The sequence below is a fragment of the Bacillus sp. FSL K6-3458 genome, assembly GCF_038005045.1.
Taxonomy (GTDB): Bacteria; Bacillota; Bacilli; order Bacillales; family Bacillaceae; genus Bacillus; species Bacillus altitudinis.
Genome location: NZ_JBBOSI010000001.1, coordinates 2,987,813 through 3,012,198, shown reverse-complemented (window position 1 = coordinate 3,012,198; position 24,386 = coordinate 2,987,813). Strand labels below are relative to the sequence as shown.

General features: G+C 41.5%; 23 protein-coding genes and 1 pseudogene. 13 read left to right on the top strand and 11 right to left on the bottom strand.

Going from position 1 to position 24,386, the window contains the following annotated elements:
* Window positions 1-40 precede the first annotated feature (40 nt).
* Window positions 41-1,183, bottom strand: a complete 1,143-nt coding sequence (locus MHH23_RS15895) for an AbrB family transcriptional regulator (protein WP_024720016.1) — start codon at window positions 1,181-1,183, stop codon at window positions 41-43.
* 274 nt (window positions 1,184-1,457) lie between these two features.
* Between MHH23_RS15895 and MHH23_RS15890 the strand changes: the two genes are divergently transcribed.
* From MHH23_RS15890 to MHH23_RS15880, 3 genes are read left to right on the top strand one after another with little or no spacing between them, the layout of a single operon-like run.
* Entirely contained in the window at window positions 1,458-1,880 is a 423-nt protein-coding gene (locus MHH23_RS15890) for a BlaI/MecI/CopY family transcriptional regulator (RefSeq protein WP_007499135.1), read from the top strand.
* Complete coding sequence (locus MHH23_RS15885; protein ID WP_025207106.1) at window positions 1,873-2,712, top strand: M56 family metallopeptidase; 840 nt, start codon at window positions 1,873-1,875, stop codon at window positions 2,710-2,712. Before MHH23_RS15890 ends, MHH23_RS15885 begins: the two co-directional genes overlap by 8 nt.
* Before the next feature lie 57 nt (window positions 2,713-2,769).
* Window positions 2,770-3,180 carry a DoxX family protein gene (locus MHH23_RS15880; protein WP_008348626.1) on the top strand — a complete coding sequence of 137 codons (411 nt, stop codon included), beginning with the start codon at window positions 2,770-2,772 and terminating at the stop codon, window positions 3,178-3,180.
* Window positions 3,181-3,370: 190 nt separating this feature from the next.
* Here the strand turns inward: MHH23_RS15880 and MHH23_RS15875 are convergent, their stop codons facing one another.
* Window positions 3,371-3,817, bottom strand: a complete 447-nt coding sequence (locus MHH23_RS15875) for a ferritin-like domain-containing protein (RefSeq protein ID WP_007499129.1) — start codon at window positions 3,815-3,817, stop codon at window positions 3,371-3,373.
* 166 nt (window positions 3,818-3,983) lie between these two features.
* Here MHH23_RS15875 and addB point away from each other — a divergent pair, with 166 nt between their 5' ends.
* From addB to MHH23_RS15850, 5 genes are read left to right on the top strand one after another with little or no spacing between them, the layout of a single operon-like run.
* On the top strand, window positions 3,984-7,493 hold the full coding sequence (gene addB, locus MHH23_RS15870) for a helicase-exonuclease AddAB subunit AddB (protein WP_340959814.1): 3,510 nt from the start codon (window positions 3,984-3,986) through the stop codon (window positions 7,491-7,493).
* Window positions 7,471-11,175 carry a helicase-exonuclease AddAB subunit AddA gene (addA, locus tag MHH23_RS15865; protein ID WP_340959813.1) on the top strand — a complete coding sequence of 1,235 codons (3,705 nt, stop codon included), beginning with the start codon at window positions 7,471-7,473 and terminating at the stop codon, window positions 11,173-11,175. Before addB ends, addA begins: the two co-directional genes overlap by 23 nt.
* A 25-nt stretch (window positions 11,176-11,200) precedes the next feature.
* Complete coding sequence (gene sbcD / locus MHH23_RS15860) at window positions 11,201-12,376, top strand: exonuclease subunit SbcD (RefSeq protein WP_249855776.1); 1,176 nt, start codon at window positions 11,201-11,203, stop codon at window positions 12,374-12,376.
* On the top strand, window positions 12,373-15,765 hold the full coding sequence (gene sbcC, locus MHH23_RS15855; RefSeq protein ID WP_340959812.1) for an exonuclease subunit SbcC: 3,393 nt from the start codon (window positions 12,373-12,375) through the stop codon (window positions 15,763-15,765). Before sbcD ends, sbcC begins: the two co-directional genes overlap by 4 nt.
* A gap of 17 nt (window positions 15,766-15,782) precedes the next feature.
* Window positions 15,783-16,082, top strand: coding sequence for a hypothetical protein (locus MHH23_RS15850; RefSeq protein WP_017360217.1), 300 nt, complete (start codon window positions 15,783-15,785; stop codon window positions 16,080-16,082).
* Between the two features lie 47 nt (window positions 16,083-16,129).
* On the opposite strand, the gene MHH23_RS15845 is transcribed toward MHH23_RS15850, so the two are convergent.
* The 8 genes from MHH23_RS15845 to MHH23_RS15810 all read right to left on the bottom strand — a co-directional run bounded on the left by MHH23_RS15845 (window position 16,130) and on the right by MHH23_RS15810 (window position 19,599).
* Window positions 16,130-16,348 carry a spore germination protein gene (locus tag MHH23_RS15845; protein WP_003211468.1) on the bottom strand — a complete coding sequence of 73 codons (219 nt, stop codon included), beginning with the start codon at window positions 16,346-16,348 and terminating at the stop codon, window positions 16,130-16,132.
* Window positions 16,349-16,370: 22 nt separating this feature from the next.
* Entirely contained in the window at window positions 16,371-16,805 is a 435-nt protein-coding gene (locus MHH23_RS15840; RefSeq protein WP_024720023.1) for a spore germination protein GerPE, read from the bottom strand.
* Entirely contained in the window at window positions 16,805-16,981 is a 177-nt protein-coding gene (locus MHH23_RS15835; protein WP_003210893.1) for a germination protein GerPD, read from the bottom strand. Before MHH23_RS15835 ends, MHH23_RS15840 begins: the two co-directional genes overlap by 1 nt.
* Window positions 16,978-17,592, bottom strand: coding sequence for a spore germination protein GerPC (locus MHH23_RS15830; protein WP_008348607.1), 615 nt, complete (start codon window positions 17,590-17,592; stop codon window positions 16,978-16,980). The genes MHH23_RS15835 and MHH23_RS15830 overlap by 4 nt, the downstream gene beginning before the upstream one ends.
* A 31-nt stretch (window positions 17,593-17,623) precedes the next feature.
* Window positions 17,624-17,857, bottom strand: a complete 234-nt coding sequence (locus tag MHH23_RS15825; RefSeq protein ID WP_003210877.1) for a spore germination protein GerPB — start codon at window positions 17,855-17,857, stop codon at window positions 17,624-17,626.
* A 14-nt stretch (window positions 17,858-17,871) separates the two neighbouring features.
* Window positions 17,872-18,093, bottom strand: coding sequence for a spore germination protein (locus MHH23_RS15820; RefSeq protein ID WP_003211745.1), 222 nt, complete (start codon window positions 18,091-18,093; stop codon window positions 17,872-17,874).
* 127 nt (window positions 18,094-18,220) lie between these two features.
* Window positions 18,221-18,382, bottom strand: coding sequence for an aspartyl-phosphate phosphatase Spo0E family protein (locus MHH23_RS15815; protein ID WP_008348605.1), 162 nt, complete (start codon window positions 18,380-18,382; stop codon window positions 18,221-18,223).
* A 122-nt stretch (window positions 18,383-18,504) separates the two neighbouring features.
* Window positions 18,505-19,599 carry a CotH kinase family protein gene (locus MHH23_RS15810; RefSeq protein WP_340959810.1) on the bottom strand — a complete coding sequence of 365 codons (1,095 nt, stop codon included), beginning with the start codon at window positions 19,597-19,599 and terminating at the stop codon, window positions 18,505-18,507.
* Window positions 19,600-19,801: 202 nt separating this feature from the next.
* Here MHH23_RS15810 and MHH23_RS20170 point away from each other — a divergent pair.
* The 4 genes and pseudogenes from MHH23_RS20170 to MHH23_RS15790 form a co-directional block, all read left to right on the top strand.
* A pseudogene (locus MHH23_RS20170) lies at window positions 19,802-20,263 on the top strand (CotG/ExsB N-terminal domain-containing protein); the annotation flags it as partial.
* Window positions 20,148-20,435, top strand: a complete 288-nt coding sequence (locus tag MHH23_RS15800; RefSeq protein ID WP_375839929.1) for a hypothetical protein — start codon at window positions 20,148-20,150, stop codon at window positions 20,433-20,435. The pseudogene MHH23_RS20170 and the gene MHH23_RS15800, both read left to right, overlap by 116 nt.
* A gap of 18 nt (window positions 20,436-20,453) precedes the next feature.
* Window positions 20,454-21,359, top strand: a complete 906-nt coding sequence (locus MHH23_RS15795) for a fumarylacetoacetate hydrolase family protein (protein ID WP_178897182.1) — start codon at window positions 20,454-20,456, stop codon at window positions 21,357-21,359.
* A gap of 91 nt (window positions 21,360-21,450) precedes the next feature.
* Window positions 21,451-21,819 carry a YisL family protein gene (locus MHH23_RS15790; RefSeq protein ID WP_007499115.1) on the top strand — a complete coding sequence of 123 codons (369 nt, stop codon included), beginning with the start codon at window positions 21,451-21,453 and terminating at the stop codon, window positions 21,817-21,819.
* Window positions 21,820-21,857: 38 nt separating this feature from the next.
* Here MHH23_RS15790 and MHH23_RS15785 read toward each other — a convergent pair whose 3' ends face one another.
* The gene (locus tag MHH23_RS15785) at window positions 21,858-22,385 is read right to left on the bottom strand and encodes a DUF2777 family protein (RefSeq protein ID WP_100324866.1); all 528 of its coding nucleotides are present in this window, start codon (window positions 22,383-22,385) and stop codon (window positions 21,858-21,860) included.
* 156 nt (window positions 22,386-22,541) lie between these two features.
* On the opposite strand from MHH23_RS15785, the gene asnB reads away from it, so the two are divergent.
* On the top strand, window positions 22,542-24,383 hold the full coding sequence (asnB, locus tag MHH23_RS15780) for an asparagine synthase (glutamine-hydrolyzing) (RefSeq protein WP_340960147.1): 1,842 nt from the start codon (window positions 22,542-22,544) through the stop codon (window positions 24,381-24,383).
* Window positions 24,384-24,386 lie beyond the last annotated feature (3 nt).

Genomic DNA, 24,386 nt, shown 5'->3' with positions numbered 1-24,386 from the left:
ACCATCTGAAAGCCGCTCTGCTTATGCAAAGCGGCTCTTTTTATTTAGCGGCTTTATAATCAGTCTGTCTTTTTGCCCAGACATGATGTAAGAAACGAAAAAACGGTGGCAGCATGGCGATGACCAAAATAATTCTGACGACTTGTACAGCCACAACAAATGTGGAATCCTCATGAAGTGTAACAGCTGTTGTGGCCATTTCTGCAATACCGCCAGGCGAAAAAGCAAGAATGGCCGTAATGACAGAAATACCTGTTATTTCTGCGATGGCAATTGAACTGAGAACGGTCGCAGCAATCAATCCGGCTGAGCTGACGACGGCCACAATCAAGGTATTTTTTAGCCCGACAAACATTTGTTTATTCATTTTTGACCCGATGGTTGCCCCTAGAAATACCTGTGACGCAATGTTCGCTTGGGCTGGCCAGTAAGGAATCAAATCATGACCTGTCAAGGCGCCTGCCCCTACTTGGAGAGCCGCCACACCTAACATACTGCCGATGAGCCAAGGGGCGGGAAAGTGAAGACGCACGGCTAGGCGTGACATCATCCATGCCCCTAAAATGAGTGCAGCAGTCCAAGAAATGTTTGATATTGTGAAAACGCCTGATGAGAAGGCGCTGCCTTGGGCGACTACCACATCTGATTGGCTTTTTGTATTTAAATAAAATACCGTAAATGGAATGGTCAGTACGACCATTAACACACGTATCGTTTGTACGAGACTCACTACAGCTGTATTAGCTCCAACCTCTTGGGCGATGCCAGGCATAGCGGAAAGACCGCCGGGGGCAGTGCCGACAAAGCTGGTCAGCATATCTGTTTTACTCAGCTTCCATAAAACAAACCCGGAGAGCATGGCTAATAAAATAGAAAAGACGAGCATGAAACTCACGGGAAGCCAATTTTCAGCGAAAATGTGAAGGACTTTCATGTTCATTTTTTGTCCTAGTTCGATTCCGAGAATGAATTGACCAAGGAGTAGCCATCTGCTGTGAATACGTAAGGTATTCTTTCCTTTACGCTGAAACAGGGCGGGACGGCGCAGGGCAATAAATGCAGCTGTCATTAATGTGCCAATCATCCAGCCGATAGACATCCCTGTTAGAGACAAAAGGAATCCACCTAAACCGCTTACCGCAATCAAAATGAGATCGGTTCGAAGGCTGTTTCCTTGCTTCATCACGTATAAACCTTCTTCCTGTATATTTGTTCAGTAAGTGAAATGTTGTTATCTTCACTATAATACAAAAGTCTCTATAAATAAAATACGAATTTTTTTAGTATTTTCATAAGATTATCTTATGGTTAACTCTGTTAGAAAAGAGATTTTTTTGATATAAATGACATATAATTTTTTCAAAAACAAATACAATATACAACGATTTTCCCCTATTTTTGTTATCTGTTGACTATCATTTTCAATTACACTACAATGCTTAGTGTGAGGTGATGACATGAAAATTCCTTCTTTTAAATATAACGAAAAGGGATTGAACCGCTTTTTCGGTCCTTTAGAAGGAAGGATTATGGAGATCCTTTATCAAGGTGAGGATATGCCGATTAAAGAGGTACAGCAGAAGCTGTCAGATGAGAAGCCAATTAATTTCAACACGGTCATGACGGTACTCAATCGATTAACCGAAAAAGGAATTGTGGAAAAGAAAACAAAAGGGCGTTCATCTATCTATAACCCTGTTTTAACAAAAGAAGAATTTCTAAATGAGCAAACGAAATGGATTACTCAAGGACTGATGGATGATTTCGGCCCCCTTGCAGTCAATCATATGGTGGACGCAATTGAAAGTGCTGATCCTGAATTACTGAAGGTACTCGAAGCAAGGCTTGCATCCAAAAAAGAGGAGAAACGACATGATTAAAATGAAGTCGAGTCTGCTGTTTTTAGGCGGTATATTGATTGGCTTAGTGATCTTTTACCAGATGGGCTATTATGTACTCTCAAGCTTTTTTGGCTGGAATCAAGCATATAACCTGATCCATGTATGTCAATCTGTTCTCGAATTTTATGGATTCACTCCTTTAAAGTATTTTCTGGATGCGTTCGTCTTGTATACGCTTGGTTTTGCCGTTTTCTATATGACAAAGCAGGTCAGAAAGTATCTTCATTTCAAAAGAAATATGATGATGGCAGTCGATCAACATTCAACGCAAAGTCTATCAGACAATTATAGAAATGAGATCATTGTGTTTCATTGCCATGAACCGCTTGCTTTCGCAATGGGGATGCTTCGGCCAAAAGTGTATCTCTCAACAGCGCTTATAGACATGCTGGATGAAGGGGAAATCGATGCTGTTGTCTATCACGAATTACATCACAAATACAGCTACGATCCTTTAAAGACTTTCGCTTTCTCTATGCTCACAAAAGTGATTTGGTACATTCCTGTGTTAAAGCATATGAGACAAAGTTACTCCGTTTTTCGTGAAGTCATTGCAGATGACTATGCCATTCAGCAGACAGGGACTGAGCTTGGAGTAGGGCAAGCCCTTTTGAAACTCATTAAAAATAGAACTCAGTTTCAAAAACAAACAAAATTTGCCGTGTCCTTTGGAGATCGAGCATTGAATTTAAGAATCCAAAAAATCTTAAACCCAACATACAACATACCGTTCAATGTACCACTTATCCCAATTGTGACATCAACCATCCTCATGTTGGTCTTAATGATTATGCTCAACTTAAATTACTAATTTTTTTTACGAATGAACATTACATGATGTAGTGTAAAAATGGGAGGAAATCACTATATGAAAACAAATCAAGAAATAGGAACACTTTTTGTACGCGTCATCTTAGGCATTATTTTCTTTTTACATGGGCTTCAAGCATATCAAGGTGGACTAGGAGGCACTGCTGCATTTTTTGGTCAAATTGGTGTCCCTGAATTTATGGCCTATATTGTCAAAACAATTGAACTGGTTGGTGGAATTGCCCTGATTCTAGGTTTAGGCACACGTCTTTTCGCAGCTTTATTTGTGCCAATTATGGCTGTAGCCATTATCACAGTTGGTTTTGCAAGAGGATTTGTGGGCGGTTATGAATTTGAACTTTCTTTAATGGTCATGGCGCTTTACTTGACACTTAGTGGCAGCAAGATGCTATCGATTGATGGATTGTTAAAACAACAGCAGCAAAGTAATGAAGCAAAATTTCATTAAATAACAAAAAACTCCTCTGCGATTTGTAGCAGAGGAGTTTTTTTATGGTCAAAAGGTCGTTTTATCATTAAAAAAGGAAAAGCGAAGAGGCGTTTTGATGATGACAGCCCTTTATTTCACATATTGAATGAGCAAAAAAGCAATTTCATTTTTTGACGGAACATACGATCTCCTATTAAAATAGGGGTAACTAAGAAACATGGTGCGTTAAAAGATATAGAAACCAGACGGCATGCTGCTGTTCATCTTGAGCAATACGCTTCATTAATTCCTTTGTTCCTTGATCACGGACATAGTCTGATACCGTTAAGTAAAAATCGACTGTTTTTTGTTCGTCTTTAAAGGCAAATAAGAGACCTTCCCTAAATTGGTCTGGACAAGGCTCTGTTATGCTTGGTTTGTGGTTTTTACCAGTCAAAGAATAGTATAGCTTTGTAAATAGCTGATAATGTCTGACTTCATCCTGACGTATTTCTTGAATGATTTTTTTCGCTTCAGGATTTTTTGCTTTTTGTGCAAGTTTTTCATAGCATTGGATCGCAGAATATTCGCCATTGATGGCCTTTTCAAGGTCTGCAATGATCCTTGTGTTTTGGCGCATGTCATATGGCGAGTAGTCATAATAACCGTAATACATGATATTGCCAGCCTCCTTTTAGATCATGATGGTTTATGATATGAAAAGAGTCGGGAAAGGTGCCTATTTTCTTTTCAATCGGAGGAGAAAGGGAAGGTGATAGGAAAATAGCTATTTACCTTTATTTTCGCTAGAATATGAGTACATAAGAAAGGTGTTGTGGAACGTGGAGATTCAGTTTTTAGCAGGCAGATCGGGGAGTGGAAAAACGACTGCAATTCTAGAAGAAATCAAAGAACAACTGCGGCTTGATCCGCTGGGTCCGCCAATCATTTTTTTAGTCCCGGATCAAATGACATTTTTAATGGAATATGAGCTTGCAAAAACGTCTGAAGCTGGTGGAATGATCAGGGCCAAAGTCTTTAGTTTTACTCGGCTTGCCTGGTCTATATTACAGCAGACTGGCGGTGCGAACCGTCAATTTGTCACAAGCACAGGGATTCAAATGCTCTTAAGAAAAGTAATAGAAGAACAGAAAGACAAGTTTAAGGTATTCAAAAAGGCGAGTGATAAACCGGGATTTGTTGAGCAAATAGAAAAGACGATGGCTGAATTCAAAAGGTACTGTATGATGCCGGAGGATATTGAAAAAATTTCGGCATCCAGCATGCATTCAGAGTATACAGAAGAAAGACGTGCGGCGGAAAAATTGCATGACCTTCATGTTCTTTATCAGCAGATGGAGCAGCATCTGCAAGATGAGTATGTGCACTCAGAGGATTACTTGACACTTCTGGCTCAGCAAATTCCTTTATCAGAAGAATTGAGAGGGGCACACATTTATATAGATGGTTTTTATCAGTTTACCCCCCAGCAGCTTCTTGTCATTGAACAGCTTTTGCTACATGCCGAAAAAATAACAGCTGCATTCACAGTGGATCGTTCCTATCATGACACGCAGCCAAATGAACTTGATTTATTTCGCATGACAGGTAAGACATATTCCCAGCTTTATCAGCTGGCCAAAGAGTGCGGAGCGGCTATTTCTGAGAACATTTTGGAGAGAAATAAGCGGCATCTTCATACCCCAGATCTAGCTTATTTAGAAAATCAATATGAACAGAGACCTTTGCAGCCGTACCAAGAAGAAACGCCTCACCTTACCGTATCGAAAAGTGCAAATAAACGAGCTGAAATTGAGGGAGTAGCGAGAGATATTCTTGATTTAGTAAGAGGGGAAGGTCTTAGGTTACGAGACATCTCAATTGTTGCAAGACATGTAGACGACTATAAAGATACGTTAAAAGAGGTGTTTCGAGATTACGATATTCCTTTCTTTATTGATGGAAATGAATCGATGCAGTATCATCCGCTCATTGAGTTCATTCGTTCGAGCCTCGATGTCATAAAAGGGAACTGGCGGTATGAGGCGGTGTTTCGCTGTGTGAAAACAGAGTTCTTATTTCCGCTTGAACTCGCCAAAAACAAAGCGAGAGAACAGGCGGATCAGCTTGAAAACTATTGTATTGCTTACGGTGTAAAAGGTGAACGCTGGACGAATGGTTCACGCTTTCATTATCGCCGCTTCCAATCACTAGATGAAGATTTTGGACAAACCGATCAAGAAATAGAAATGGAGCAAATGCTAAATGATGTAAAAGAATGGATTGTTCCGCCTCTCTTTCAATTGCAAAAAAGATTGAAAAAAGCGCAAAAGCTAAGAGACATGGTGGAGGCAGTGTATGTCTTTCTAGAAGAAGCCCAAGTGCCAGAAAAGCTTGAAAAAGCAAGGCTTGAGGCAGAAGAAGCAGGCAGGTTAGCTGAAGCGATGCAGCATGGGCAAGTGTGGGATGCTGTCATTCAATTGATGGATGAATTTGTTGAAATGCTGGGCGAGAAGGAGCTCTCATTTCCATTATTTCAACAGATGATGGATACAGGACTGTCCTCTCTCAAGTTTGCTTTGATTCCCCCTTCACTTGATCAAGTGTTTATCGGAAGTATGGATTTATCCAGAATGTATCAAGTAAAGTGTACGTTTGTCATTGGAGTAAATGATGGAGTTATACCTGCACGGCCCTCTGATGAAAGTGTATTGTCTGAAGACGACCGGGAATGGTTAAAGCGGGCAGGAGCAGAGCTGGCAGAGACAGGGAAGGAACGGCTGCTGGATGAACAATTTTTGATATATCAAGCGCTGTCCAGTCCATCGCACTACCTGTATTTATCCTATTCAGCTTCAGATACGGAAGGGCGGTCTCTTTTGCCTTCGACCCTCATCAAGTATTGTGAGGAACTGATGCCAAACCATCAGCAAGCCCTCTATGTGTTAGATCCAGAGCAGTTGGATGATCAGGAGCAATTAAAATTTGTAACAAACGAGCATGTCTCGTTATCCTATACCGTTTCGCAGCTGCAACAATGGCTCAATCAATATCCGATCAGCGGCGTATGGTGGAGTGTATATAATCATTTGATGACCTCGTCCAACCGTGACGTATCAAAAAAAATCATGTCCAGCTTGTTCTTTACCAATAGAGCGAAACGTTTAAAGCCGAATGTCACAAAAGAACTTTACGGTGACCATATTCAGGGCAGTGTTTCAAGAATGGAGAAATTCAATGCATGTGCATTTTCTCATTTTGCTTCCCACGGGCTAAAACTAAAAGACCGACAATTTTACAAATTAGAAGCACCTGATATCGGCCAGCTCTTTCACTCGGCTTTAAAACTGATTTCAGATACGCTTGTTGAACAAAAAAAGGATTGGAAAAACTTAACGAAGGAAGATTGTGTGACCTACTCAAGGCATGCAATTGAACAGCTGGCTCCACGTCTGCAAAAAGAAATTTTATTAAGCTCTAATCGGCATGCTTATATAAAAGAAAAGCTTCAAAAAATCCTCATCAGGGTGTCTTCTATATTAAGCGAACATGCAAAAGTGAGCGGATTCTCTCCGGTTGGACTTGAGTTAGGTTTTGGAGGTCAAGGACCTCTGCCGCCGTTTACTTTTCAATTAAAAAACGGCTGCACGATGGAGCTTGTTGGAAGGATTGACCGAGTGGATAAAGCAGAAGGGTCAAAAGGACTTCTATTAAGAATTGTCGACTATAAGTCCAGTGAGAAGGGGCTTGATCTAGCAGAAGTTTACTACGGTTTAGCCTTGCAAATGCTCACTTATTTAGACCTGACCATTACGTATTCTAAAGAATGGCTTGGCATGGAAGCGACACCGGCAGGAATTTTATACTTCCATATTCATGACCCGCTGATTCAAGCGCCTATTCCGCTTGGAGAAGATGCAATTGAGCAGGAAATATTGAAGAAATTTAAAATGAAGGGTCTATTGCTCGAAGATGTGGAAGCAGTGAAGTTGATGGATCAAACACTCGAATCAGGAAGATCACAAGTCATCCAAGCTGGTTTGAAAAAGGATGGTTCTTTCCGATCTGACTCTGCGGTATTAAGTGAAGATCATTTTCACATTCTCACAAAACACGTTCGGCGAACCTTTGAAGAGGCAGGAGAAAGAATTACAAGCGGTGAGGTAGAGATAAACCCATATAAATTAAGGGATCAAACCCCTTGCCGCTTTTGCTCCTTTAAGTCTATTTGCCAATTTGATGAATCAATAGAAGATAATGAATTTAGGGTGCTCACCTCTGAGAAGGATGATGTCATGTTAGACCGGATCAAAAAAGAAGGGGATCAGTATGCAAATACCAAAACCGAATAACAGTACTTGGACAGATGACCAATGGAACGCCATCGTTTCAGAAGGACAAGATATTCTTGTTGCTGCGGCGGCAGGGTCAGGGAAAACAGCGGTCTTGGTTGAACGGCTCATTCGAAAAATGACTCGGCCGGAGCAGCCAGTTGATGTGGACAGGTTGCTCGTAGTGACTTTTACCAATGCTTCAGCAGCAGAAATGAAGCACCGGATCACTGAAGCACTTGAAAAAGAACTATCTAAAAACCCTGGTTCCCTTCATATGCGGAGACAGCTGTCACTTATGAATCGTGCCAATATTTCTACCTTGCACTCCTTTTGTTTGCAAGTTCTCCGTACCTTTTATTATGAGATTGACCTTGATCCAGGTTTTCGTTTGGCTGATCAAACAGAAGGAGAATTATTAGGAGATGAAGTGTTAGATGAACTGTTTGAGGATGAGTATAAGGCTGGAAAGCCGTCATTCTTTGAACTCGTTGATCGTTACACATCTGATCGGCATGATTTAGATCTTCAATGGCTTGTCAAAAGAATTTATGAGTTTTCTAGATCACATCCAGCGCCAGAACAGTGGATGCGGGCATTCCTTTCTCTTTATGATGTGGATACACAGACAAAGGTAGAAGAATTACCCTTTTATCCATATATCAAAGAGGACCTTTCTCTCGTTTTAAGAAGCTGCCAGGAACTGCTGGAACAAGCGCTCGCTTTATCAAAAGAGCCGGGCGGTCCAGCACCGAGAGCAGAGAATTTTATAGATGATTTAGAGCAAGTAAATGAATTAATAAGGCATCAAGATGATTTTGGTACACTTTATAAGCTTTTGCCAAATATCAATTTTAAAAGGTTAAAGACTTGCAAAGGGGATGACTATGACCCAGCTCTGTTAGAAAAAGCAACAGATGCACGCAATCAAGCCAAAAAACAATTAGAAAAGCTAAAAGATGAATACTTTATGCGCAGTCCCGATCAGCATTTAAAAAGCTTGGCTGAAATGAAGCCAGTTGTAGAAACACTTGTAGAGCTTGTGATTCAATATGGAGAGCGTTTCGAAAGAGCAAAACAAGAAAAATCAATCGTAGACTTTTCGGATCTAGAACATTATTGTTTGCGCATTTTAGCGAAGCAGGACGCAGAAGGAAATCTCATTGAAACAGAAGCGGCTAAATACTATCAAAAGCAATTTGAAGAAGTTCTCGTGGATGAATACCAGGATACAAATCTTGTCCAAGAAACGATTTTAAAGCTCGTGTCTAAAGGGAAACATCCTGCAGAAGGCAACCGCTTTATGGTTGGTGATGTGAAGCAGTCCATTTATCGCTTTAGACTTGCAGAGCCGATGCTCTTTTTAAATAAATATAAACAATTTAAAGCAGATAGCCAAGAAACAGGTAAAAGAATTGATCTAAATAAAAACTTCCGTAGCCGGGCTGATGTATTAGACAGTACCAACTTTCTGTTCAAACAGCTGATGGGAGAAACAGTTGGAGAAATTGAATATGACGAACAAGCTGAATTAAAGCTTGGAGCGAGTTATCCGCAAAGCGAAGATACGACGACAGAAATGCTTCTTGTTCATTTAGATCAGCACGACACAGAAAGCGATGAAGAACGAGAAGAGCTAGAGACGGTACAATTTGAGGCGAGAGTGATTGCAAAGAAAATAAAAGAATTGGTAGAACAGCCTTTTCAAGTGTACGATGCAAAACAGCAGCTGACCCGCAACTTGCAGTATCGAGACATTGTGATCTTGCTTCGCTCAATGCCGTGGGCTCCGCAAATGATGGAAGAGTTGAAGAAGCAGGGAATCCCTGTTTATGCGAATCTTTCCTCAGGCTATTTCGAAGCGACAGAGGTATCTGTCATTCTTTCTTTGTTAAAAGTGATTGATAATCCATATCAAGATATTCCGCTCGCTGCTGTTTTAAGGTCACCTCTTGTTCATTTAGACGAAAATGAGATGGCACTGATTAGAACCAGTGATAAAAAAGGCACTTATTATGACGCTGTGAAGGCATTTATGAGTGTGACACACTCTGATCATCCGACATGCAGAAAGCTGGAGCGATTCTTCCTTCAATTACGCAAATGGCGTGATTTTTCGATTCAGCATTCGGTAGCAGAACTGATTTGGGAAGTGTACCGAGATACACAATATCTAGATTATGTCGGCGGGATGCCAGGAGGTAAGCAAAGACAGGCAAACCTTCGGACTTTATATGATCGAGCGAAACAGTATGAAAAGGCTGCATTTAGAGGGCTGTTTCGATTTCTTCGATTTATTGAAAGAATGCAAGAGCGTGGAGATGATCTTGGAGCGGCAAAAACGTTCAGTGAAACAGAGGATGTTGTCCGCATGATGACCATTCATAGCAGTAAAGGACTCGAATTCCCTGTTGTATTTACTGCAGGACTTGGCAGGAACTTTAACATGATGGATTTAAACCAGTCCTACTTGCTCGATAAAGAATTAGGTTTTGGCAGCAAATATATTCATCCTGAGCTGAGAATTAGTTATGCAACATTACCGCTGATCGCGATGAAAAAAAAGATGAGAAAAGAGTTATTATCTGAAGAACTGAGGGTTCTATATGTGGCGCTCACAAGGGCGAAGGAAAAATTATTTTTAGTCGGCTCTGTCAAAAATCAAGTGAAAGCTTTAAGCAAGTGGCAAAATGCCGCAAACGGAGACGACTGGCTCCTCCCTGATTTTGAACGATATCAAGCGAGAACATACTTAGATTTTATTGGCCCTGCTCTTATCCGTCATCAAGCGATGTCTTCTCTTTTAGAAGAATCGAGAGAAGTCGTTCTCTTGCATCCATCATCATTTTCTATCACCTTTCATCAAGCGTCCGATCTTCTACAAGAAGACATGTCACTTGAAAAACAAAAACAAGACGAAGTGGTACAAGCATTAATGGAAGGTGTGCCTGTTCAAGAATATGGCGATTACGAGGAGGAAGTAAAAGAAAGACTTTCATGGCGTTATCCATATTTAGCGGCCTCCCAAGTAGGGACAAAGCAGTCAGTTTCAGAGATCAAAAGAATGAAAGAAATACAGGATGAATACAGTGTGCCTGCTTCCATTCGAAAAGCTCATGCGACACTGTACGAACGACCGACTTTTATGAAGAAAAAAACACTCACAGCCGCAGAACAAGGGACGGCCATGCATACAGTCATGCAGCATATTCCTCTTCCTTCAAATGAACCATATGATGAATCTCGTGTAGAAGAGCTGCTCCATTCTTTAAAAGAGAAAGACTTACTAACAGATGAACAAATCCAGTCCATCAATCGAGAAGGAATTGTGGCCTTCTTTTCTACTGCTATTGGTCAAAAACTGCGGAATGCGGACTGGGTGAAACGAGAAGTATCGTTTAGTATGGTTTTACCGGTTAAAGAGGTATACAGTCATATTGATACAGAAGGTGAACCTGTGCTCATTCAAGGAATGATTGATTGTTTATTTGAAGCAGATGGCAAGCTCTATTTACTTGATTATAAAACAGATCGAGTGACTGGCAGATTCTCAGGTGGATTAGAGGAAGCTGAAGCGATGTTAAAAAAACGCTATGAAACGCAAATATCGTTGTATTCAGCAGCGGTAGAACGTTTAACAAACAGAACATTAGAGGAGAAAATCCTTTATTTCTTTGATGGAAATCTAGAAATTTCTTTATAGGTGGAATGAATGAGAGGTGAATCACATGAGGATTCTGCATACAGCGGATTGGCATCTAGGGAAAACCCTTGAAGGCCGAAGCCGGCTTGAGGAGCAGGCTGAGTTTTTAGATGAATTAAATCAAATCGTCAAGGATGAACACATTGATGTCGTTGTGATGGCAGGCGATGCCTTTGATACAGTGAACCCTCCTGCTCGCGCAGAACAGCTTTTTTATGAAAGTTTGTCTGCATTATCTGATAAAGGAAAGCGTCAGGTGGTTGTGATCTCTGGCAACCATGATAACCCAGACCGTTTATCAGCCGCATCTCCTTTAACGAATGAGCAGGGGATTCATTTAATTGGATATCCGACAAATGATTTAATTCATGTCGATGTTTCTTCTGCAAGTGAACGTCTATCTATTGCAGCACTCGCTTACCCGTCTGAAGCAAGGCTAAACGAGGTGCTGGCTGAAACATTTGAAGAGAAACTGCTTCGTGATCAGTACAATTTAAAAATACAACAAATGTTTCAACATTTAAGCAGCCAATTTCAGGCGGATACGGTCAATATCGCAACAAGTCATATTTATGTGGCAGGTGGCAGTCAAACGGATTCGGAAAGGCCGATTGAAGTGGGAGGCGCATATACCGTTGCGGCCGAAAGTCTGCCTGAGGCGGCTTGTTATGTCGCATTGGGGCACTTGCATCGCCCCCAAACCATTAAACGTGCCAAAACGATTGCCCGCTATTCTGGATCTCCACTTGCATACAGCTTTTCTGAAGCAGGCTACGCCAAATCAGTCACCATTGTGGATGCAAAACCGAATGAAACAGCAAGCTGGAAAGAAGTGTTTTTATCAAGCGGTAAACCACTTATGAAGTGGAAGGCGACTGAAGGGCTGAGCCAAGTACACAATTGGCTGGATGAAAAGCGGGATCTTCAAGCCTGGATTGATTTAGAGATTCACTTAACAGATCAGCTGTCGATCGAACAAATTCATCAGCTTAGAAAACAGCATAGTGGATTTGTCCATATTAGACCAAAGTTTAAAGAGTTACAGCAAAAAGAAGAACAAAAACAAGTGGAAAAGCTCTCGATTGAAGAGCGGTTCGTGAAATTTTATGAGCGTCAGACAGGTGGAGGTCTACCTGATGAAAAAACCGTCAAGCTATTTTTAGAGCTTGCCAATGACATGCAAGAGGAGGAAGCGAATTGAAGCCGATCACGCTAACCATTAAAGGACTTCATAGCTTCAGAGAAGAGCAAACCATTGACTTTAGCTCCTTATGTGATGCAGGTGTGTTTGGTATTTTCGGACCGACTGGAAGCGGAAAATCGTCCATATTAGATGCCATGACACTCGCACTCTATGGCAAGGTCGAACGTGCACTCAATAATACGCATGGTATTTTGAACCAAGCTGAAGAAAAGCTGTCTGTCTCCTTTACGTTCGCTTTGCAAAAGGAACACCATATTTCTTATAAAGTGGAACGTGCCTTTAAACGGGCAGATGAAATGAAGGTTAGAACGACGTTATGCCGATTGATTGAAATTGGTGATACGCAGACAGTTCTTGCAGATAAAGCGAGTGAGGTCAATCGTAAAATAGAAGAATTACTTGGTTTAACCATTGACGATTTTACGAGAGCGGTTGTTTTACCCCAAGGAAAGTTTGCGGAATTCCTTTCATTGAAAGGAGCCGACAGACGCCAAATGCTGCAGCGTTTGTTTAATTTGGAGAAATATGGTGATCAGCTCGTCAAACGTTTACGCGCAAAGGCTCAAAATCACTATGGACAGAAAAACGAACTGCTGGCTGAACTGACTGGATTAGGAGAAGCTGGTCCAGAGGCATTAGCGAAAGCTAAAGAAGCAGCTGCGCAGGCGCAAGCCATTTTTTATGAGAAAAAACAAACGCGGGACGAAGCGTTCACTGCTTTTACAAAAGCGCAAGCCATCTGGCAGTATCAAAAAGAACAAGAAGCGTACGAGAAGGAACAACACAACCTCAATCTGCTGGCATCCACGATGGAAGAGAAAAAGAATCAACTTCACATTGCAGAGCAGGCAGAGACATTAAAGCCTTATGCGGATGCATTAACAAAGGCTGAAAAGCAGCTCTCTCAAGCATCAAAAGAGAAGCAGGAAGCAGAAAAACATTTACTTCATCAACGAACGATCTATGATCAAATGACGCAGGAGTATGAGCAAACGCGGCAAAAGAAAATGGAAAATGAGCCAGGGCTTCTTCAAAAGAAAGAGCAGCTTATTCAATTAAAAGAAATTGAACGAAAAAAAGAAACAGCACTTCAGGAAAAGACCGTACTAGAGCAGCAAAACCATGAAAAAGCGCAGCAATTGACTCAAAAAAAAGCGGAAGCCGAAAACGTGCAATCTTTATTAGAGCGTGCGCTTGCGAAACAAACACAGTTGAAGCATGAGCTGGAACAATTACAAGTCTCTGTCAAAGAGCGGAAACTTGTACAAGACGCACTTCGTTTCAGTGAAAATGTTCAAAGAATGAATGTGAGCATTCAAAAGGAAGAACAAAAGATTGAGAAGCTAAGACAGCGTTCAGCACAGGCGACACAATCGTATGAAAAGCTTCAAAAACAGCAAAAAGATCATCATGAAAAAATAAATCAATCGTTTCAAGCGATAGAGCAATTGTATTTTTATGTATGTGAATTTGAACGAGGTCTTACAGAATGGAGTCATAAAGAGCAGGACAAAAAACAAGAAAAATTAAAACAGCGTGATGTTGTCAGATCGGCAGAATTAAGAAAAGAATTAGCGGCAGAGCTAGTAGACGGTGAACCATGTCCTGTTTGTGGATCGATTCATCATGATCCAAAGGCTGTGATAGACAATGACCATGAAGAAACGGTTGCCCAAATTGATGAATGGATTGTAAAAATGGATAAAGAGCTCAAGTTGGCAGAGGAATATGCTAGAGACATGTATGCTGCAAAGCAGCTGCTTGAAACGCATGCCAATCAATTAGTTAAACAGTTCTCCTTTTTATCTCAAAAAGCCCCTGATTCGGAAGTAGCTGCAGCAGTAGAAGCAGTACAGAATCCGCAGTCTTTGCACCAGCTGATTCAAGAATGGAAAGGCGTAAAACAAGATATTCAAGCAATCGAAAGCAAACGAGCTCGTTTAATGGACGTCACTTATGATCAAGCGGCAGAAATGAGCAAAGTAAAAGATCAACTGACATTTGAGCAGCAGCGCATACAAGAACTAGACATGCTGATCAAGGAGCTTCGATCTGAGCTTTCCGAACAACTGACGCAATTTGAACAGACCTTTCCTCACCTGACAATCAACCAAGTGCAGGAAATGCAGCAACAAATTGACGAAAAGGATCAACAAGCGGAAGGTTATCAAGAGCGTATTGAGAAGAGTATTTCTTTTCTAGAGGAAAAACAGCAGGCAAAAGAGCATCTGCAAACAGCCATATACAATCTAGAGAAGGAACTCGATAAGTTGGCGCATCAGCTGGGAAGCCAGCAACACCTGATCGATCAATATGAAACAGATTTACAGCGATATCCTTTAAAAGCTTCTCTTTCTGATGAACTGGACGAAGTTCAACAATCTCTTGTTCATCTAAATGAAAAAGAACAGCAATCGTACGAGCAATTTAAGCATGCACAGCAATTATTTAGTGAGGCACAAAGCCATTTCTCAAGCAGTGAACGTCAGCTTCAAGAGGCGAAGCGGCGAAAACAAGAAGCTGAGAAAGCGTGGCAAAAAGAAACAGCATCTACTCCTTTTGCTCATCCTCAGGAGATAGCACCTGCTTTAATGGATCGATCTGTACGTCTTACAGTCAAACAGGAAATTGAGGAATTTGAGGATAAAAGAAAGCAATGTGCAGCAAACTTAAAGCGAATTTCTGAACTGTTAAAAGGTGAGTCGCTGGATGAAGACGAGTGGACAGACATTCAACTAAAAAAAGAAGCGGCGGAAAAAGCGCTTGAAGAAGCGACAGCGCTGAGTGGATCTGCACAGGAGCATCTGCGAGTGATTGAAGCAAACCATCAGCGCTTTGCAAGCATTCATGTACGTCTTGAAGAACTGCAACAAGAAATTGACCGGCTGGATAAGCTTCAAACGGTGTTTAAAGGGAATACATTTGTTGAGTTCCTAGCAGAAGAACAGCTAGAAAGTGTCAGCCGTGATGCTTCTCATCGTCTTGGAATTTTGACAAGACAAAGGTATGCCATTGAAGTCGATTCAGAGGGCGGTTTTGTGATGCGGGATGATGCCAATGGAGGTGTCAGACGTCCGGTATCCAGCTTGTCTGGGGGAGAAACTTTCCTGACGTCTTTAGCACTTGCCCTTGCTCTGTCTGCACAAATTCAGCTGAGAGGTGAGTTCCCGCTGCAATTCTTCTTCTTAGATGAAGGATTTGGTACACTCGATCAAGACTTGTTAGATACGGTGATTACAGCATTAGAGAAGCTACAATCTCAAAATTTAGCTGTTGGTGTGATCAGCCATGTGGAAGAATTAAAGATGAGACTGCCAAAGAAACTGATTGTCCACCCAGCAGATCCAAGCGGGAAAGGAACAACAGTCTCGATGGAATTAATGTAAAGTGAGGTGATCTCAGGATGGCAAAGCAAACGATTGGATTATGTGAGCTGTGCGGAAGACAAGAGGTCGTCCTTACAGAACATCACTTAACGCCAAGAGAAGAAGGAGGGGCCTTTCTACCGACTGCCTTCCTGTGTATCCCTTGCCATAAACAGGTACATGCTCTTTATACAAACCAGGAGCTTGCCGCACGTTTGAATACGCTGGATGCCCTAAGACAAGATGAAAAGCTTGTTCCGTACATCAAATGGATTAGAAAGCAGCCGGCAAGCAAGCTGGTCAAGACAAAGAAATCAAGACAACGCAGAAAGAAATAAGCATAAAAAAGCGCTCCTCTAAATGAAATGAGTGTAGAGGAGCCGCTTTATGCATTGCCTACCATATTCTGATCATTTAAGTCAGGATCCACATAGTTGGTGGCGCTAATGCCATTATTTAAAATCAAGAAATCTCCGGTATTCCCCGCTCCAGAGCCTAAAGCAGATTTTGAAGAACTTTTAGGCGAAAGATAAAATGAGTCACCGACGTTTACGACGCCCCCAGAAATCGAGTTAATGTAAATGGGTCCGACAATTGCTGGCATAATCGACATCCTTTATTCGAAGTCATATCACCATCATATGCGCAGGTAGGTCCAATTGTGAGTTTGGCGGATGTTCGTCATTGTTGCTAAATAACTCTCGAATATGCTTCACTCGCGCAACGGCATTTATTCCGCACGTAGAGCCAATTTGATAGATAGAGGAGGAAGAGACCCCTTCTACATGAATGGACGACACTTTAATGAGAGGCTTTTCATGATAAAAGGCCGTTCTAACCGCTCGTTCTGGCAGCATCAATGGGATCGGCTCATAATACACTTCAAATTCTTTTGCATCTAGGTTTTCAGCTTCATTTCCATAAAATAAACTAATCGTTCGCTGGACAGCTAGCACCTTCACGTTCGGGCAGAGCTCCTGTGTATCACCAATTTGAACAACACTTGAAATCCCGACAGAATTCACCTTCGAGAACTTCACTTGAGATGTGCGCTTAATCATTATCGAGGGGCTAGAGGAACAAACGGGCCAATAATTAATGATTCTGGCGGTGTATCGAAAATCGATGACAGTTGTACATGGTCCGTGTCCCCGATAATAAATAGGGAGGAGGACGATACCCCAACTACTTTAATGCTTCCAGTTTCGATGTTGCGGTTGACGACTGTGAAATTCATCCGTTTTCCTCTCCTTTCGTTTCATTTGGAATATGGGCTAAAAAGTGCTCGATTGCCCGTTTGACATCATGTTTCACGTATTCAGCAATTTGCTCGGAACGTTGAAGCGGGGTCATATCTTCCCTTTGTGGCAGCTGCCCGGCATAATATTTGATTCTGCTGTCTATTTGTTTTCGAATGTCCTCAATGATATGGTGCTTGTTGCTTTCATCAAGCGAGCCTTCGTATCGCTGCTCTAGTTCTTCAAGAAGCTGCGGTGCTTCTTCATTTAAGAATGCATCGACAAGCTGGCGTGTTTGATTGAAAAATTGATCAGCCATTTCTTGCTGCATCATTCCAATTCCCGGGGTTGTTGTTTGGCCCACTTCAAAATTTTGAACACTATTTGGATCAGATGGATTGAGGCCGATATTTAATGTGCCTTCCAGCCGCTCGATTTTCAGTTGATCAAATTGATAATCAATCCGTTCAATCGTTGTTGTCGGTTTATCTTTGATCATTTGCATTTCCTGCTGAAGCTCGTTAAGCCTTTTTTCAAGCATCATGATTTGCTGTGTTTGCTTTTGAATGATGCCATACATTTGTGAAGCGCTGTTTTGATAGTCATACATATGCATACACCTCCGGGGATTGCAGATGAACTTATGTTGTTGGTGACTGAAGCGGTACAAAAGGTGCCGTGCTTGCGCCTTGAGACTCTTCAATTCCTTGTGTGCCTGCTGCGGCAGGTGCTGCTTCTACGTAGCTACCAGTGTTATACAGATTGGAGAGTGCTTTGATTGATCCAGCACTGCCGATTTGCAGAACGGATGAGTTACTCACAGACTCCACACGTAAGTAATTAATTTGTATCGCTTGATTAATATAGAAGTTCAACGGATTCTCACTCCTTACAAGTTACCAACAAGCGGTTGATCAATGACATCACTATCATACGTATTTGTCACACTTTTATAGTTGCTAATGCGTAATTGATCACCAGTGTTAAAACTGCCTGCGCCAGCAAACGTTTTAACCTGACTATTTGGAGAAATGGTGATGCAGTCTCCAACATGAACGACTCCGCTCGTTCCGACGGCATTTACTTTAAAGGCTCCAACAATAGCCGGCATAGCGGTGCACATCCTTTAGAAAAATAGGGCACTTCGTTTTTGGGCGTTTCACCATAGCTTATGATGGGTCTTTTAATATGTGATTGTCTTTTTGAAGAACTTTGATGAGAGGAATGAAGTGTATGGTTTACCCTTTATTCGAGCATTCTTTAGAGGTGGTTTTGATGCCTTTATTTAAGAGTGTGTCAAGCTCTTGACTGCACCTGATGGTTTCTTCGGCATTCATTCCGAATTTTTTTGCGGTCTCAATCAAATGTAATCTTTTTTGTTCAATTTCATAATTGATCATAACGGACGCCAACTCTCACATTTTTTATCAAATAGAAGGATATGGTTAGTATACCCTATTTTTCTATAAAAAAAGCTCTTTCGTCAATATGAGAACTAAAGTGACAAAATTCGAAAGTGTCTTTACAGGCGCGATGTCTCTTTTTTAATCTCAGTTTGTAAATAACGTCGTCTTTTGTTGATATACTGTCGGATTAATTCTCGCTCTGAACGCAGCATGTCTTGTCGGTTTTTTGTATATGGATCATCTCCAATTCGCTGCTCAATCGAAGCATGCCATGTCTCAATGATGGGGAGAAGTCGTTTTTCTAAAAAATGTGTATCTAGTATGTGCTGGAAAAGGGCATAATAGTCTCTTTTAAATGCAGGGATGTCTAGTAATCTAGCTGTTAATGTATTGAAGCCGCTGACTGGAATATAATCAAACGCCATTTCTTCTCCGTGAATATCACGACCCCAAGTCGCATCATAATCCCAAGGCATTACTTGAAACCTTCCTTGATCATTCACATAAAGCGCATAGTTATGAACAAAGCCATCAAAATTTTGGGTACACACGACACCAATGAGCCAGCGGAAATATTGTGTTACATCAAGATACTGCTCAATCTTATTTGCAAACGTGTCGTCCCTTGCGGTGTTCAAAAAGTAAATAAATTCACTCAGCTGCTTGTCGTGTTCAGGAGTTCCCGTTTTTTTCTCATAACCGAGAAGAAGATGTTTTTTTGGCTTTTTATCAAATGAACTTAAAAGAGAGAAATTGGCGTCATCATCTACAGCATAATAAATGCCGCCTCCATGCAGCTGTCGTTTTTGGAGGAACAGCTCATCTACAGATTCTATTTTTAAATAAATGCCTTCTTTTCTTCCATTAATGGTCAGAAACACATGAGAAGCGGACGGGCTGAACACACCCATTTGTTCAAAGAAATAAAAAGACAACCTGTTGCGAATGAAAGAAGGATCATTGTACTCTGCATTTAAGTGAAAAAGGGATTCGCCTTGTCTTTGCTTTGGTTTTCGATATTCAATTTGATAGGATTTTTTCTTGAGCTTTCGGATGTGTGATCCTCGGTATGAGGCATAAATATGTGACTTCGTTTGGCCGGTTTTCAGAATGGCCTCGACGGGTTCATCGTTCCATACGTCCTTTTTTAATTCCATGAGATCTTTTGGATGAATCCAGATATCCAGTTGTTTTAAAGGTTCTGTGTCCATGCATTCATCACCCTCCTATTCTCCTCCACTATATGAAATTGAAGGAATGTCCTGTACCTTCTGGTAGGTATTCATGGAGTTTTCTAAGAAAGAGGCATTCGCCAAGAACACTTGTCTATCGAGTCTCGTAACATAAAGCAGAGAAGATAAACAGCTTTGTCTGTTTGTTTTGTCAGAGCACAGTTTGGGAGGGGAATTGTTCGTGAGCACATTTGATCATTCGCATATTGAACATGCAGTTGATTCACTTCGAAGTGAGGGGCGTGATCAACACTTAGATCGTGAACCAGAATCGGGACATTCGCACAAATCATCTCGTTCTCGTCATTCAAATCGCCGTCACTGGTTCTTTGGTGGAGGAGGCTGCCGTAAGTCACATCGCAGCAAAAAAAGCCATAAAAGCTATCGCTCTAAAAAAAGTCGCTGTTCAAAGAAAAGTGTAAAGAGCGAGAAACCATGCAAAAGTAAAAAGTCGTATAAAAGCAAAAAGTCTTGCCGCAGCAAAAAGAGTGAACCAAGAAAATCATGCCGCAGCAAACACAGATCACATCATAAGAAAAGCTGCCGCAAATCACACCGCAGCCATCGATCTAAACGTTCTCATCACCACAAACGGAGTCACTCTTGCCGAAGATGCGGAAAGAAAAAACATCATTCCCGCCATCAAGGAAATGTTGATCGTAAATGGGATCAAGGGAATATGTGGGAGTATCGACGCTACCGCTAAATGTCAGGTCTTCATTTTTGAAACCCTTTTTAAAAGAGAGTATGATAAAAAAGGGTTTTTTTTATTTCGTAGAGAAATAAAAATGAGACATCATAATGTAGTGAAATGAAGATTGTGAGGGGAAAACATGAAGTTTTTTACAGGTGAGATACATAACAGATTGTTTATCGGGGTCGTCATTGATGATGAATGGGTGATGGACGTCAAAAAGGCAGAAGCAAAACTATTTGAGCTGGAGACATTGCCAAACTCTTTATCTGAATGCATCAACATGGGGGACAAGTTTGTCGAACACGTCAAACAGCTTCTTGATTGGGCGGAGAAAAAAGAAGAAGACCGCGGCTCTTATGTCTATCCGCTTTCGGACGTGACACTCCATGCACCGATTCCAAAACCAACGAAAAACATCATGTGTGTTGGGAAAAACTATCAAGATCACGTCATGGAAATGGGAAGTGCGGCAGATATTCCTAAAGACGTGATGATCTTTACAAAGGCGCCTACCTCTGTTGTAGGGCATGAAGCGGACATTCTTCTACATGAAGATGTGACAAGTGAATTGGATTACGAAGGGGAGCTTGCCATTGTCATTGGCAAAACAGGAAAGAATATTGCTCCAGAAGAGGTCCACGATTACATTTTCGGTTACACCATTTTAAATGATATAACGGCAAGAGATTTGCAGAAAAAACACAAACAATTTTTCATCGGAAAAAGCTTAGATACAACTTGTCCAATGGGACCTTATATCGTTCACAAGTCAGTGATCAAGGATCATGGAGCACTCCATGTGGAAACAAAGGTAAACGGAGAGGTTCGTCAGTCTGCCAGTACAGAATTAATGATCTTCCCAATTGAAGACATTGTGTCAACTCTTTCAAAAGGGATGACGCTGGAAGCGGGAGACATCATTGCAACAGGTACACCTTCTGGAGTCGGCAAAGGTTTTGAACCGCCAAAATTTTTAGCCTCAGGCGATCAGGTTGATGTAACAATTGAACCAATTGGGACGTTATCAAATCGCGTCAAATAAAGGCGTGTTGACACAGGATTGTCGCTTTGTGTTCGACTTATTTCGTGGTACGATGAGAAGGTAATTGTTCTGATAAAGGGGGAAATCACAAATGGGAACACATTTACATATTACAGCGTGGGTGCTAGGTATTATTTTATTTTTCGTTGCCTTTGCATTAGCAGGTAAAAACGATAAAGGCGCTAAAATTGTGCATATGATCGTACGACTGTTCTACTTGATTATTATTGCAACAGGCGTAGAGCTGTATGTTCGCACAGGAATGAAAATCCCGGGTTACGGGGGCGAGTATGTTGGAAAAATGATACTTGGTATTCTTGTGATTGGTTTCATGGAAATGGTCCTTGTACGCAAGAAAAAAGGAAAATCGGTGACGGGTGTATTCATTGGTTTTATCGTGGTTGCTATTGTGACCATTCTTCTCGGCTTACGTCTGCCGATCGGTTTCCATATCTTTTAAGATAAAAAGGGCATTGCTTATCAAAAGCAGTGCCCTTTTTATGTGAGATCAAACTGAGACATCAGCCGGTGACCGTCAGACGTCGTCCATTCCAATTGAACTTGATTTGTACCCGAATGATGGTGGCATTGAAGGGCAAGTGATTGCATGTCTCCTGAAAACTGAAAAAAAGACACGCGATGAGAAGGGTGGAAGGAAGAGAAGACACAATCATAGACGGAAAAGCCAAGCTGTTCTACATAGTCAATGATCTGATAAAAGACGCTTTCCGGTACGAACATGAGCAAATCAAGCCACCCTTTAGAAAGAGACGCTGTATATTGAATGCGTTCACCGCCTTTTACCTCCATCAACTTCCCATTCTCACAAAGAACGACAGACCCGAGCAATTCTCCTTTTGTCCATCGCTCCTTTTCTTTCAAACAGATCATAGAACTTTGAAGGCTTTCAGGCAGCATGATGTCTCCTTCTTCGTCTTCAATCAGACAATGACCGTTTTCCATCAGTAAGTACCCGTTACACCATTTTGGGTGGTTTTGCTGAAGATATGTCATTCGGTTCTCCATTCGCAAAACCTCCTTTCCTCTTTCTTTTCTTACCAAATGAAGCTTGTCCTATACACAGGGGGAAAAAAGGACAAATCAACTATCAAGGAGCCGATGCATAAACTAAGAAAGGCTAAATGAGAACACTTGATGAAAAACGGATGGGAGCTGATGATGATGTGTGGAATAACAGGCTGGGCAGACTTTAAAAAGCAGCTCATCCAACAGGATCATGTAATCAATCAAATGACAGATACATTATCTAAACGAGGGCCGGATGATACAAATACGTGGAAAAGTGAGCACGTTCTTTTCGGCCATAAACGGTTAGCCGTTGTCGATGTTGAAGGCGGAAAGCAGCCGATGACATATACCCATCAACACCATGATTATACGGTGGTATACAATGGAGAACTCTATAACACGGAGGATATACGAAAAGAATTATTCAAAAGGGGGCACCGCTTTCTTGGGCATTCTGATACAGAAGTTCTTCTTCACGCCTATACAGAATGGAAGGAAGAGTGTGTGACCCATTTTAATGGAATTTTTGCATTTGTCATTTGGGATAGTGAGCGTGAATTATTATTTGCAGCGAGAGACCGGCTCGGTGTCAAGCCATTTTTCTATACAGAACGTCATCATTCCTTTTTGTTTGGCTCAGAAATCAAAGCACTTCTAGCTCATCCTGAAATGAAAGCCAAAGTGGATCATGAAGGGTTATCAGAAATCTTTGGTTTAGGGCCGTCTAGAACACCAGGGCAAGGCGTATTTAAAGGGGTGAAAGAGCTGAGACCTGCTCATGCCCTAACCTTTTCAAAAGATGGTTTGCGTGTGTGGAGGTACTGGAATGTCAAAAGCAAGCAGCATACAGATTCGCTTGATGACACCGCTCAGCACGTGAAGGAACTCTTTACGGATGCTGTTACAAGACAGCTCGTCTCAGATGTGCCTGTATGTACGTTTTTATCGGGCGGAGTGGATTCTAGTGCCATTACGGCCATTGCCGCCAAGCACTTTGAGAAAATAGGGAAAGCCCCGCTGCATACGTATTCCATTGATTACGACGGAAATGATCAATTCTTTGAAGCAAGTCAATTTCAGCCGAATGCTGACGGCCCGTGGATTGATCGAATGACCAAAGCGTTTCAAACGAATCATCATAGCTGTATCATTGGGCAAAAAGAGCTGGCTTCTTATTTGAAAGAAGCGGTTGAAGTGCGAGATTTGCCGGGGATGGCAGATATTGATTCTTCCTTACTATGGTTCTGCCGAGAAATTAAAAAGGATTTTGTTGTCGGTTTATCAGGTGAATGTGCAGATGAAATTTTTGGAGGTTACCCATGGTTTCACATGGCAAGCGAAACCAATGGATTTCCGTGGATGAGATCAACGGAAGCACGCATTCAGCTTCTTCAAGACTCATGGCAAAAGAAATTATCACTGAAGGAATATGCGCAAAGCAAATATGAAGAAACCGTGGCAGAAACCCCTCTTTTAGATGGGGAAACTGGAGTAGATAAAGCCCGAAGAGAACTTTTTTACTTAAATATGATTTGGTTTATGACAACACTGCTGGATCGAAAAGATCGTATGAGCATGGGGGCGAGCCTTGAGGTACGTGTTCCATTCGCAGATCATCGTCTTGTTGAGTATGTATGGAATATTCCTTGGGAAATGAAAATGTATGGAAATCGGGAAAAAGGGGTTTTGAGAAAAGCATTAGAGGGAATTTTACCGAATGAAGTGCTTTATCGCAAGAAGAGCCCTTATCCGAAAACACATCATCCTGCTTATACTCAGGCGGTAAAAGAGATGTTAACAGATTGTCTCGCGCAAAAGGATTCTGTGCTTCATGAATTTTTAGTTCCACATCAATTAAAACAGCTGATTGAAACGGAAGGGGCTTCTTTCCAGGTTCCTTGGTATGGTCAGTTAATGAAAGGCCCACAGCTCATTGCCCATTTGGCACAGATTCATCATTGGTTTGAAACATATCGAATTGATATAGAAGCATAACAA

What these genes read in the sequence shown, in the direction of transcription:
- MHH23_RS15895 (WP_024720016.1), bottom strand. Translation starts at nt 1,183, where the DNA reads ATGAAGCAAGGAAACAGCCTTCGAACCGATCTCATTTTGATTGCGGTA.
- MHH23_RS15890 (WP_007499135.1), top strand. Translation starts at nt 1,458, where the DNA reads ATGAAAATTCCTTCTTTTAAATATAACGAAAAGGGATTGAACCGCTTT.
- MHH23_RS15885 (WP_025207106.1), top strand. Translation starts at nt 1,873, where the DNA reads ATGATTAAAATGAAGTCGAGTCTGCTGTTTTTAGGCGGTATATTGATT.
- MHH23_RS15880 (WP_008348626.1), top strand. Translation starts at nt 2,770, where the DNA reads ATGAAAACAAATCAAGAAATAGGAACACTTTTTGTACGCGTCATCTTA.
- MHH23_RS15875 (WP_007499129.1), bottom strand. Translation starts at nt 3,817, where the DNA reads ATGTATTACGGTTATTATGACTACTCGCCATATGACATGCGCCAAAAC.
- addA (WP_340959813.1), top strand. Translation starts at nt 7,471, where the DNA reads ATGCAAATACCAAAACCGAATAACAGTACTTGGACAGATGACCAATGG.
- sbcD (WP_249855776.1), top strand. Translation starts at nt 11,201, where the DNA reads ATGAGGATTCTGCATACAGCGGATTGGCATCTAGGGAAAACCCTTGAA.
- MHH23_RS15850 (WP_017360217.1), top strand. Translation starts at nt 15,783, where the DNA reads ATGGCAAAGCAAACGATTGGATTATGTGAGCTGTGCGGAAGACAAGAG.
- MHH23_RS15845 (WP_003211468.1), bottom strand. Translation starts at nt 16,348, where the DNA reads ATGCCAGCAATTGTCGGACCCATTTACATTAACTCGATTTCTGGGGGC.
- MHH23_RS15840 (WP_024720023.1), bottom strand. Translation starts at nt 16,805, where the DNA reads ATGATTAAGCGCACATCTCAAGTGAAGTTCTCGAAGGTGAATTCTGTC.
- MHH23_RS15835 (WP_003210893.1), bottom strand. Translation starts at nt 16,981, where the DNA reads ATGAATTTCACAGTCGTCAACCGCAACATCGAAACTGGAAGCATTAAA.
- MHH23_RS15830 (WP_008348607.1), bottom strand. Translation starts at nt 17,592, where the DNA reads ATGTATGACTATCAAAACAGCGCTTCACAAATGTATGGCATCATTCAA.
- MHH23_RS15820 (WP_003211745.1), bottom strand. Translation starts at nt 18,093, where the DNA reads ATGCCGGCTATTGTTGGAGCCTTTAAAGTAAATGCCGTCGGAACGAGC.
- MHH23_RS15815 (WP_008348605.1), bottom strand. Translation starts at nt 18,382, where the DNA reads ATGATCAATTATGAAATTGAACAAAAAAGATTACATTTGATTGAGACC.
- MHH23_RS15810 (WP_340959810.1), bottom strand. Translation starts at nt 19,599, where the DNA reads ATGGACACAGAACCTTTAAAACAACTGGATATCTGGATTCATCCAAAA.
- MHH23_RS15795 (WP_178897182.1), top strand. Translation starts at nt 20,454, where the DNA reads ATGAAGTTTTTTACAGGTGAGATACATAACAGATTGTTTATCGGGGTC.
- MHH23_RS15790 (WP_007499115.1), top strand. Translation starts at nt 21,451, where the DNA reads ATGGGAACACATTTACATATTACAGCGTGGGTGCTAGGTATTATTTTA.
- MHH23_RS15785 (WP_100324866.1), bottom strand. Translation starts at nt 22,385, where the DNA reads ATGGAGAACCGAATGACATATCTTCAGCAAAACCACCCAAAATGGTGT.
- asnB (WP_340960147.1), top strand. Translation starts at nt 22,542, where the DNA reads ATGTGTGGAATAACAGGCTGGGCAGACTTTAAAAAGCAGCTCATCCAA.